The organism is Streptomyces sp. NPDC096193 (assembly GCF_040302905.1).
GTDB lineage: Bacteria > Actinomycetota > Actinomycetes > Streptomycetales > Streptomycetaceae > Streptomyces.
The window spans coordinates 150,501-159,692 of sequence record NZ_JBEOSJ010000003.1 but is presented as its reverse complement, the minus strand read 5'-3'; the positions used below and the strand labels follow the sequence as shown (position 1 = coordinate 159,692).

Here is a 9,192-nt window from a genome sequence, read left to right as displayed (position 1 = left end):
ACGTGCCCGTACGTGCGGCTGCCGGGTGCTTGCGCCTCGGGTACTTGTCCCGCGTCGGGTCCGGGGGCCCTCCGGGCTCGACTCCTCGGGGTCGGCGGCCCACAGCTGCCATGTATTGAGCACCCAGGTCTTGCCGCCGATCCCCTGCGGGGCCGACCCTGCACGCCCCCTCCCAGGCGGTGTCGGGTTCTTGTCCCGCGGCGGGTTCGGGCGTCCCTCCGGGCTCGACTCCTCGCCACGGACACGGCGGCGTCCCCCGAGCGGGAGCACCCGGAGTCGTCCTCAGGACACCCCCAGGGCCCGCACCACCTCGGCCGTCACGGCCTTCCAGTGGGCCCGCTGCCTCTCGCGCTCCACCGCGTCGGCGAGATGCTCCTGGTGGAAGTGGAGGACGGCCTTTCCGGAGCCCGACGCGGACACCGCGACCTGAAGCGTGGTGGTGCCGTACGTCAGACGGACGCGGTCGCCCGGGCGGAAGCTGCGCAGCTCACCCCTGACGCCCTCCTCCGTCTCGTACTCCTCGCCCTTCTCCGTGGGGAGCGAAACGCCCTTCCCGAGCCAGAGGGCGACGCCTTCCGGGCTCACGATGAAGTCCCACACCGCGGCGATGGGCAGGGGCAGCGTCTTCGAGACGCCGATCTCCCAGCCCGCGTCCTGCGTGAGGCCGGTCTTGTCGCCGGGCTGCTGACGGTTCGGTTCGCTCGTCATCACTCGTCTCCCTCCGATTCGGTGTGGCGGGCGCGGTGCGCCCTGACCTTGCTGCGGTTGCCGCAGTTCTCCATCGCGCACCAGCGGCGGCGGCCCGGCCGGGACGTGTCGACGAAGAGCAGGAAGCAGTCGTGCGCGCCGCATTCGCGGATGCGATGTGCGTAGGGCCCGGTGAACAGGTCCACCACATCCCGCGCGACGGCGGACAGCAACTGGGTGCCCGTGGCGCCGGGGACCCAGCCGTGGCTCCCGTCCGCGGTGAACCGCGGGACGGGCGGGGCCTTCGCCGCCGCCTCGTTGACCACGGCGAGGTCCGCCGGGGTCAGCGGTCCGCCGCGCATCCGGTCGGCGGCCAGTCGCCACAGGGCGTCGCGAAGTGCCCGTGCTCGCGTGACCTCCTCAGGGGTCACGACCGGCTCCAGTCCGCCGGGCAGTCGGCTCTGCCGCGCCCAGCGCACCAGGTCGGCGGGCTCGTGCAGCACCTCCCACCGCGCGTAAACGCCCGGCCCTCCGGTCAGCAGCAGCTCAAGGCAGAGCGCGCCGGGGTCGAAACGATAGGGACGCCCATCCGGCGTACGCAGGGTCAGTCCTCTTGCGACCTCGCTCATGTAACCATTATAAGCGGTTACATGACTGTGCACTGGAAACTTGTGGTGGACTGCTTCGACCCGCACACACAGGCCGACTTCTGGGCCGCGGCGCTGGAGTACCGACGAGAGGACCACAGCGCGCTGATCGAGAGCCTGCGGCAGGCGGGACAACTGCCGGACGGCTCGACCACCCGGGCCCACGGCCGGGACGCCTGGCTCGATTACACCGCCGTCCGGCATCCGGACGACGAGTTCGAGAAGGACACCGACATCGGTCTCGGCCGCCGACTGCTGTTCCAGCGCGTGCCCGAGGGGAAGACGGTCAAGAACCGGCTCCATCTCGACCTGCACGTGGGTCCGGAGAAGCGCGAGGCGGAGGTCGCGCGGCTGGAGGGACTCGGTGCGACCGTCCTCTACCGGCAGGATCAGCCGATGGGCGTGTGGACGACCATGGCGGATCCCGAGGGGAACGAATTCTGCGTGGAGTAGTACCGCCTTCCGCGGGGACCGGCGGGCGGGCCTCCGTGCCTAAGGGCTGTCCCGCCAGGTGAAGAAGTCGAGCCCGTGGCCCTCCTCCTCCGCCGCCACGTACCGCCGGCGCACGCGCCGTGTCAGCAGGGCGAACACGCCGACGAGGAGAGCCATCGCGGCCACGACGACGAACAGCGCGGTGACCCCCACGGGCAGCAGATATCTGATCGCGGCGTCCAGCAGCAGGAACGGATTCAGGTTCATACGGCGTACCCTCGCTCGGCGATGGCCACAGCCTGAACCCCTGTCACACCGTTGACGCCCACCGCGCGGCAGTTGTGCCCGAAAGGCGCCGCGGCATTGGCCGTTCCGTGACGGAGCAGGCGTCCTATATACGAACGCTGCTGACCGATTTCCGCCCTTGACGGTGAGTCAAAGTCTCGCTGAACTCTCAGCACGCACACCGCGCAACCCGTACCGCACCGTCACCACCGCATGCCCACGCGCTCGCACCGCTCACCGTCTCTGTTCAGCGCCACTGCTCCAACGCCCTGGAACGAGCCGTTCCGGGGCGTCTCGCACGTTCCGTCATGTCCCCGTACGGAATCCGGAGCCCCCACATGAAGTTCTCCGCCTTTCCCAGACGCACGGCCGCGGCCGCCGCGATAGCCCTGGCCGGTCTGCTCGCCTCCGCCGCTCCCGCGGCCACGGCGGCACCGGCCGCGCCGACGTCCGCACTGGCCGCCCCCGACATACCGCTCGCCAACGTCAAGGCGCACCTCAACCAGCTCCAGTCGATCGCCACCGCCAACGGCGGCAACCGCGCCCACGGCCGGGCCGGCTACAAGGCGTCCCTCGACTATGTGAAGGCGAAGCTGGACGCTGCCGGATTCACCACGGCCATCCAGCAGTTCACCTCCAGCGGTGCCACGGGGTACAACCTCATCGCCGACTGGCCCGGCGGCGACGCCAACCAGATCGTGATGGCCGGTGCGCACCTCGACTCCGTCTCCTCCGGCGCCGGCATCAACGACAACGGCACGGGCTCCGCAGGTGTCCTGGAGACCGCGCTCGCCGTCTCCCGCGCCCAGTTGCAGCCCACGAAGCATCTGCGGTTCGCCTGGTGGGGCGCCGAGGAACTGGGTCTGGTCGGGTCGAAGTACTACGTCAACAACCTTCCCGCCGCCGAGCGTTCGAAGATCTCCGGCTATCTCAACTTCGACATGATCGGCTCGCCCAACCCGGGCTACTTCGTCTACGACGACGACCCGGCGATCGAGAAGGTCTTCAAGGACTACTTCGCCGGCCTCGGCGTCGCGACCGAGATCGAGACCGAGGGCGACGGCCGCTCCGACCACGCCTCGTTCAAGAACGTGGGCATACCGGTCGGCGGTCTGTTCACCGGCGCCGGGCGCACGAAGACCGCGGCGCAGGTCCAGAAGTGGGGCGGCACCGCCGGCCAGGCCTTCGACCGCTGCTACCACTCCTCGTGCGACACGACGGCGAACGTCAACGACACCGCCCTGGACCGCAACAGCGACGCGCTCGCCCACGCCGTCTGGACGCTCTCGGCGGGGACGACCGTCCCGCCCGGTGAGGCGTACGAGAACGCCGCCGACGTGGCGATCCCGGACAACGGCGCGGCCGTCACCTCCACGGTCACCGTCACCGGCCGCACCGGCAACGCACCCGCCGCCCTCTCGGTGGGCGTCGACATCCGGCACACCTGGCGCGGCGACCTGGTCGTGGACCTGGTGGCCCCCGACGGCAGCGCGTACCGGCTGAAGAACTCCAGCAGCAACGATTCGGCGGACAACGTCGTCGCCACCTACACCGTGAACGCGTCGAGTGAGCCGGCCAACGGCGCCTGGAAACTGCGGGTGCAGGACGTCGCCGCGCAGGACACGGGCCACATCAACAGCTGGAAGCTGACCTTCTGACCGGCTGATCCGGCTGTCCCGAAGACCGCCACCCCCCACCGACTGCATGCGTGTGCATATACTGCGCACGCATGCAGTCACGTTCGAGGACGGCGGTCCGCGATACGAGGGGGAGACGCGATGATCCGGAAGTTCCTGTTCCTGCTGGGCAGCAGCCGCACCGACGGCAATACCGAGGCCCTGGCCCGGCTCGCCGCCGAGCAGCTTCCCGCGAGCGCCGAGCAGCGCTGGCTCCATCTGGCCGACCTCCCGCTGCCGGACTTCGAGGACGCACGGCACGAGGACGACGGCGCCTACCCCGCGCCCACCGGGCACGGCGCGACCCTGCTGGACGCCACCCTGGAGGCGACCGACCTGGTCATCGCCTCACCGCTGTACTGGTACACCGTCTCGACCTCCACCAAGCGCTATCTCGACCACTGGTCGGGCTGGATGCGGGTGCCGGGCGTGGACTTCAGAGCCCGGATGGCGGGACGCACGCTGTGGGGCGTGACCGCGCTCGCCGACGCGGACCGCGCGGCGGCCGACCCGCTGGTGGGCACGCTCGACACCATCGCGGCCTATCTGAAGATGGAACGGGGCGGCGTCCTCCTCGGCAACGGCTCCCGGCCCGGTGACGTCCTGAACGACGAAGCGGCCGTGAGGGACGCCAAACGGTTCTTCGCCGCGGTGACCTGAGCGTCTCGCCTCCCGGCCTCGGCGGGGACAGCCGCAGCGCCTACGCCGTGATGTCCTTCGTCGTGAAGCGAGCCCAGGCAGCGGCCCCGAAGACCGCCGCGTACAGCGCCTGGAGCCCCAGGTTCTTCTGTACGTCGTCCCAGTAGAGCGGCTCCCGCAGCAGGTCCGAGAACGAGAGCCAGTAGTGCGGGAAGAGATACGGGTGGAGCGCCTCCAGCTGCGGGATCGTGTCCAGGATCTGCACGGTGATCAGCAGACCGACCGTGGTCGCCATGGCCGCGATGCCGCTGCCCGTGAGCGTCGAGACGAACAGGCCGAGGGCCGCGAGGCCGGCCAGGGAGGCCGCGACGACGACCGCGATCAGCGCGGCCCGCAGCAGGCCGTCCCCGAACGAGATGGTGGTGCCGGAGATCGTCGTGACATCGCCGAGCGGGAAGAGCACCGCCCCGACGGCGAGCGCGGACGCGGCGACCACCAGGGTAGCCACCAGACAGAACGTCAGGACGGTCGCGTACTTGGCGAGGAGCAGCCGGGTCCGGCCCGCCGGTGCGACCAGCAGATAGCGCAGGGTGCCCGCGTTCGCCTCGCCCGCGATGGCGTCGCCGGCGACGACCCCGACGGCCATCGGGAGGAACACGGGCAGGGTCGCGGCGAGCGCGGCGAAGACCAGGAACAGGCCGTTGTTGGTGATCTGGGTGATGAAGGCGGGTCCCCCGCCGCCGCCTCCGCCGGAGGAGCCCCCGTCGCCGGTCTCGGTCTTCACGGCGATACCGATCAGGACGGGTACGGCGGCGAGCACGGCCAGCAGGGCGAGCGTCCGCCAGCGGCGCAGCGTGGTGAACAGCTCGGAGCGGAAGAGGCCGAGGGTCCACAGTGCCCGCGGTCCGGTGCCCGGTCCGCCGGCGCCGCCCGGCCGGTCGGCGCCATCGGCCCCGTCGCTCCTGCCCGTCCCGATCACCTCAGCCCGCGACATCGAATCCCTCTCCGGTCAGCGCGACGAACGCGTCCTCCAGGGAGGCGCGCTCGACGCCGAACCCCCGTACCCGCACCCCGCCCCCGACCAGGGCGGCGTTGAGTTCGGCCAGGTCCGCGTCGGGCCCCGGCGGCTCGCCCGTCACCCGCTCGTCCTCGGCGTCCACCCCGGCGACTCCCTGCTCCTTGAGGATCCGGGCGGCATCGCCGGTGTCGGGGGTGAGGACGACCAGACGGCCCCTGGCCCCGGCGGCGAGGTCGGCCACCGGGCCCTGGATGATCAGCCGTCCCTGAGCCATGACGGCCGCATGGGTGCAGACCTGCTCGATCTCGTCGAGGAGGTGCGAGGAGAGGAAGACCGTGGTGCCGTCGGCGGCCAGCGCCCGGATCAGGGCACGGATCTCCCGCATGCCCTGCGGGTCGAGGCCGTTGGTGGGCTCGTCGAGCACCAGGAGCTTGCGCGGTTGGAGCAGCGCGGCCGCGAGGCCGAGCCGCTGCTTCATGCCGAGGGAGTACGCCTTGGCCTTCTTGCCCGCGGCCGAGGTCAGCCCCACCCGGTCCAGGGCGGCGGCGACGCGGGCCGCGCGGGTGCGGGAATCGGCGTTCGGGTCGGCGGAGTCGTACCGCACCAGGTTGTCCCGGCCGCTCAGGAATCCGTACAGCGCCGGGCCCTCGATCAGCGCGCCCACATGCGGCAGAACCGTCCGTACGGCACGCGGCATGGTGCCGCCGAGGACGGTCGCGCTGCCGGCGGTGGGCTCGATGAGGCCCATCAGCATCCGGATGGTGGTGGTCTTGCCCGACCCGTTGGGGCCGAGGAAGCCGAAGACGCTGCCGGCGGGCACGGCGAGGTCGAGCCGGTCAACGGCGAGCTGGCCGCCGCGGTAGCGCTTGGTGAGTCCGTGCGTCTCGATCACAGCTGCCATACCGGCCCCCGTTCGCTCGCTCAGGCTTCCGCCCCACCGTACGGAGCGTACGGCGGGGCGGACGACAACCACGATCGGGCTACCTGCCCTTGCCTGGTCTACTTGCCCGCGTCGGCGGCCTTCACGAGTGCGTCCTTGGTGACCGCTCCGACGTACACGGTGCCGTCGTCCGTCATCAGGGCGTTGACGAGACGGGTCTTGAAGACCGTGCCCGAGCCGAACTCGCCCTTCACCGGGTCGCCCAGGGCGTCCAGGAAGCCCTGCGCCTCCGGCGGGACGTCACCCTCCTTCGGGGCGGCGGAGCCCTTTCCGGCGGGACCCTCGATCTTCGCGATGGAGGTCCAGCCCTCACCGATCACGTTCAGGCCCTGGAACTCCTCGAAGCCCTTGACGTCCTTCTCGTTCTTCGGGGCTCCCTGGTCCTTACCGAGCTCGTCGGCCTCGGTCACCTTCGCGCCCTTGGGCGGGCTGAAGTCGAAGGTGGACGCGGCCGGCTTGGAGAAGTCGACCTTGGTGAATCCGACGTCGACGGCTGCCTTGCCCCCGCCGCTCGGCGTGAGCGTGAACTTCAGCGGGGTGCCCGTCTTCGCGTCCACCGCCACCTTGATCGAGCCGATGGTCGAGCCGCTCTGCTTGGGCTTGATGAGCAGCTGGTAGGCGTCGCGGCCGGCCACCTGGGCGGTGCCGTCGACGGTGATGGACGTGGTGTCACCCGCCGCCTTGAGAGCCTCGTCCGCGAACTCCTTGGGCGTGGACGGCAGATCCTCGGGCGCCGCGCGGTCCTTTCCGTGCTGCTCGGCGGTGTCCTTCGCCGCGTCCTTGGAGTGGTACGCCTCGTTGGTCGCGCTGTCGTAGGCCCAGACCTCGTCGCCGTTGTGGATCAGGCTGTACTCGGCCGCGTCCTCCAGGATCGACACCTTCTGCCGGTCCGGACCGTCGGCCGCGACCCGCAGCGTGTGCGTGCCGGTGGCGAGCTCCATCAGCTTGCCGTCGGGGGCCGCGGACGAGCCCTGCTCGTTCCCGCGGTCGCCGCCCTTGGGCGCGAAGGAGTCGGCGAGACCGCCGATGTCCGGGATGCCCAGGTCGGTGTTGACCTTGACGGTGCCGGACAGCTGCTGGGTGTCCGATGCGGCGATCTTCTCGATGAGCTGCTGCGCGCTGATCTTCGGCAGATCGGGGTCACCGGAGGCAGCGAGCGCCGGGACGAGCCCGATGGTCGCCGCCGCCACCCCGGCCACCGCGACCGGGACGATGTAGCGAGCGGCCTTGCGGCGGCCCGCTGCGAGGTCCTTGGCCTCTTCGGTGGTCTGTGCGCTGTCGTTCGGTGCCATGGTGTGCCCTACCTCCGTGGTTGGTCAGGCCTGGTACTACCAATCTGACCAAATCGGCCGCACTCAGGCGTCAGACCCCGGGAGCAACTTGTCGTACTGCTCTGGGATGACGCAGAGGCGCGACGCCTCCCCCATCCAGTAGGGGAAGTGCCGCACCCGTGACGCAAGACCTGTGCGGAGGTTCTTGTCGGACGCGCCGGTCCGGGTCCGGCCACAACGAGGTTCCGGTGCAGGGACGGCCCGCCATCGGTGACCGCGACGGCGCGGCGTTTCGGTTCCCCAGAGTGCAGGGAGACAAGGTGTCGGTCGCGGTGACGTTCCGCTCCGGACGGCCGGGGCCGAACCGCTGCCGCCCGCCCCTGTGGAGCGGTGGGCGGGAGCCGTCTCCGTCGGCCGCGAAGGCCGGCAGGACGCCCAGGGCGACGCCCGCGGCGACGGCAGCGGTGCTGCCGCCAAGGATGGTCCTGGTGCGCTTCACCAGCGCCGCCCGTCCGGGCGTTCGCGCAAGTGGGGAGAGGTCTGGCGGGGTGCGTCAGCCCGCTCGGTGCACGACCAGGTCGCAGAGCTCCACGAGCGCCGCCTTCGCATCACATTCGGGCAACGGCCCGAGCATCGCCCGCGCTTCCTGCGCGTAGCGCACGGTGTCGCGACGCGCCTGCTCCAGTGCGGGGTGCACCCGCAGCCGGCGCAGCGCGTCGGCGTGCAGCTCGTCGTCCGAGAGGTCGCTCTCCAGCAGCGCGACCAGTTCCAGGTCCTCCGGGAGCCCCTGCGCCTCGGCCCGCGCGCGCAGATGCAGTACGGGAAGCGTCGGAATGCCCTCCCGCAGATCCGTGCCCGGCGTCTTGCCGGACTCGTGCGAGTCGCTGGCGATGTCGAGGACGTCGTCGGCCAGCTGGAACGCCACGCCGAGCCGCTCGCCGTACTGGGTCAGGATGTCCACGACACCCTCGTCGGCACCCGACATCATCGCGCCGAACCGGCCCGAGACGGCGATCAGGGAGCCCGTCTTGCCGCCGATGACGTCGAGGTAGTGCTCCACGGGGTCACGGCCGTCGCGCGGGCCCGCCGTCTCCAGGATCTGGCCGGTGACCAGTCTCTCGAAGGCCTCGGCCTGGATGCGTACGGCCTCCGGACCCAGGTCGGCCAGTATGTGGCTGGCCCGGGCGAAGAGGAAGTCGCCGGTCAGGACGGCAACCGAGTTGCCCCAGCGGGCGTTCGCGCTGTCCACACCGCGCCGTACGTCCGCCTCGTCCATCACGTCGTCGTGGTAGAGCGTCGCGAGATGCGTGAGCTCCACGACCACGGCGGAGGGCACCACACCCGGCGCGTGGGGGTCGCCGAACTGGGCCGCCAGCATCACCAGAAGTGGCCGGAACCGCTTCCCCCCGGCCCGTACGAGATGCTGCGCGGCCTCCGTGATGAAGGGCACCTCGCTCTTGGTGGCATCGAGCAGACCCGCCTCGACGGCCGACAGTCCGGTCTGGACATCGGCCTCAAGAGCCTGGTCCCGCACGCTCAGCCCGAACGGCCCGACGACGCTCACGAGGGAGTCTCCTGTCTGCTGACGATCACACGG

General features: G+C 70.8%; 10 protein-coding genes. 3 read left to right on the top strand and 7 right to left on the bottom strand.

Annotation, left to right across the window (positions count from 1 at the left end; all coding sequences use genetic code 11):
- Nucleotides 1–282: 282 nt before the first annotated feature.
- Together ABTX78_RS06125 and ABTX78_RS06120 are read right to left on the bottom strand one after the other, a co-directional pair.
- Entirely contained in the window at nt 283–708 is a 426-nt protein-coding gene (locus ABTX78_RS06125) for an SRPBCC domain-containing protein (protein ID WP_352205638.1), read from the bottom strand.
- Entirely contained in the window at nt 708–1,316 is a 609-nt protein-coding gene (locus tag ABTX78_RS06120) for a CGNR zinc finger domain-containing protein (RefSeq protein ID WP_352205637.1), read from the bottom strand. The genes ABTX78_RS06125 and ABTX78_RS06120 overlap by 1 nt, the downstream gene beginning before the upstream one ends.
- Nucleotides 1,317–1,337: 21 nt before the next feature.
- Between ABTX78_RS06120 and ABTX78_RS06115 the strand changes: the two genes are divergently transcribed.
- Complete coding sequence (locus ABTX78_RS06115; RefSeq protein WP_352205636.1) at nt 1,338–1,787, top strand: VOC family protein; 450 nt, start codon at nt 1,338–1,340, stop codon at nt 1,785–1,787.
- Nucleotides 1,788–1,826: 39 nt separating this feature from the next.
- Here ABTX78_RS06115 and ABTX78_RS06110 read toward each other — a convergent pair whose 3' ends face one another.
- Nucleotides 1,827–2,033 carry a hypothetical protein gene (locus ABTX78_RS06110; RefSeq protein WP_352205635.1) on the bottom strand — a complete coding sequence of 69 codons (207 nt, stop codon included), beginning with the start codon at nt 2,031–2,033 and terminating at the stop codon, nt 1,827–1,829.
- A 356-nt stretch (nt 2,034–2,389) separates the two neighbouring features.
- Here ABTX78_RS06110 and ABTX78_RS06105 point away from each other — a divergent pair, with 356 nt between their 5' ends.
- Together ABTX78_RS06105 and ABTX78_RS06100 are read left to right on the top strand one after the other, a co-directional pair.
- Nucleotides 2,390–3,709: a M28 family metallopeptidase gene (locus tag ABTX78_RS06105; RefSeq protein ID WP_352205634.1), complete on the top strand. Its 1,320-nt coding sequence runs from the start codon at nt 2,390–2,392 to the stop codon at nt 3,707–3,709.
- Between the two features lie 120 nt (nt 3,710–3,829).
- Complete coding sequence (locus ABTX78_RS06100; RefSeq protein ID WP_352205633.1) at nt 3,830–4,387, top strand: flavodoxin family protein; 558 nt, start codon at nt 3,830–3,832, stop codon at nt 4,385–4,387.
- Between the two features lie 40 nt (nt 4,388–4,427).
- Here ABTX78_RS06100 and ABTX78_RS06095 read toward each other — a convergent pair whose 3' ends face one another.
- The 4 genes from ABTX78_RS06095 to ABTX78_RS06080 all read right to left on the bottom strand — a co-directional run bounded on the left by ABTX78_RS06095 (nt 4,428) and on the right by ABTX78_RS06080 (nt 9,159).
- Nucleotides 4,428–5,360, bottom strand: coding sequence for an ABC transporter permease (locus ABTX78_RS06095; protein ID WP_352205632.1), 933 nt, complete (start codon nt 5,358–5,360; stop codon nt 4,428–4,430).
- Nucleotides 5,347–6,285 (bottom strand): ABC transporter ATP-binding protein, encoded by a 939-nt coding sequence (locus ABTX78_RS06090; RefSeq protein ID WP_352205631.1) that lies wholly within the window; start codon nt 6,283–6,285, stop codon nt 5,347–5,349. The genes ABTX78_RS06095 and ABTX78_RS06090 overlap by 14 nt, the downstream gene beginning before the upstream one ends.
- 98 nt (nt 6,286–6,383) lie before the next feature.
- On the bottom strand, nt 6,384–7,616 hold the full coding sequence (locus tag ABTX78_RS06085; RefSeq protein ID WP_352205630.1) for a LolA family protein: 1,233 nt from the start codon (nt 7,614–7,616) through the stop codon (nt 6,384–6,386).
- 532 nt (nt 7,617–8,148) lie between these two features.
- Nucleotides 8,149–9,159 carry a polyprenyl synthetase family protein gene (locus tag ABTX78_RS06080; protein WP_352205629.1) on the bottom strand — a complete coding sequence of 337 codons (1,011 nt, stop codon included), beginning with the start codon at nt 9,157–9,159 and terminating at the stop codon, nt 8,149–8,151.
- Nucleotides 9,160–9,192: the final 33 nt, after the last annotated feature.

Bases quoted from the DNA above. Each gene is read 5' to 3' on its own strand.
- ABTX78_RS06125 (WP_352205638.1), bottom strand. From the start codon at position 708: ATGACGAGCGAACCGAACCGTCAGCAGCCCGGCGACAAGACCGGCCTC.
- ABTX78_RS06120 (WP_352205637.1), bottom strand. From the start codon at position 1,316: ATGAGCGAGGTCGCAAGAGGACTGACCCTGCGTACGCCGGATGGGCGT.
- ABTX78_RS06115 (WP_352205636.1), top strand. From the start codon at position 1,338: ATGACTGTGCACTGGAAACTTGTGGTGGACTGCTTCGACCCGCACACA.
- ABTX78_RS06110 (WP_352205635.1), bottom strand. From the start codon at position 2,033: ATGAACCTGAATCCGTTCCTGCTGCTGGACGCCGCGATCAGATATCTG.
- ABTX78_RS06105 (WP_352205634.1), top strand. From the start codon at position 2,390: ATGAAGTTCTCCGCCTTTCCCAGACGCACGGCCGCGGCCGCCGCGATA.
- ABTX78_RS06100 (WP_352205633.1), top strand. From the start codon at position 3,830: ATGATCCGGAAGTTCCTGTTCCTGCTGGGCAGCAGCCGCACCGACGGC.
- ABTX78_RS06095 (WP_352205632.1), bottom strand. From the start codon at position 5,360: ATGTCGCGGGCTGAGGTGATCGGGACGGGCAGGAGCGACGGGGCCGAT.
- ABTX78_RS06090 (WP_352205631.1), bottom strand. From the start codon at position 6,285: ATGGCAGCTGTGATCGAGACGCACGGACTCACCAAGCGCTACCGCGGC.
- ABTX78_RS06085 (WP_352205630.1), bottom strand. From the start codon at position 7,616: ATGGCACCGAACGACAGCGCACAGACCACCGAAGAGGCCAAGGACCTC.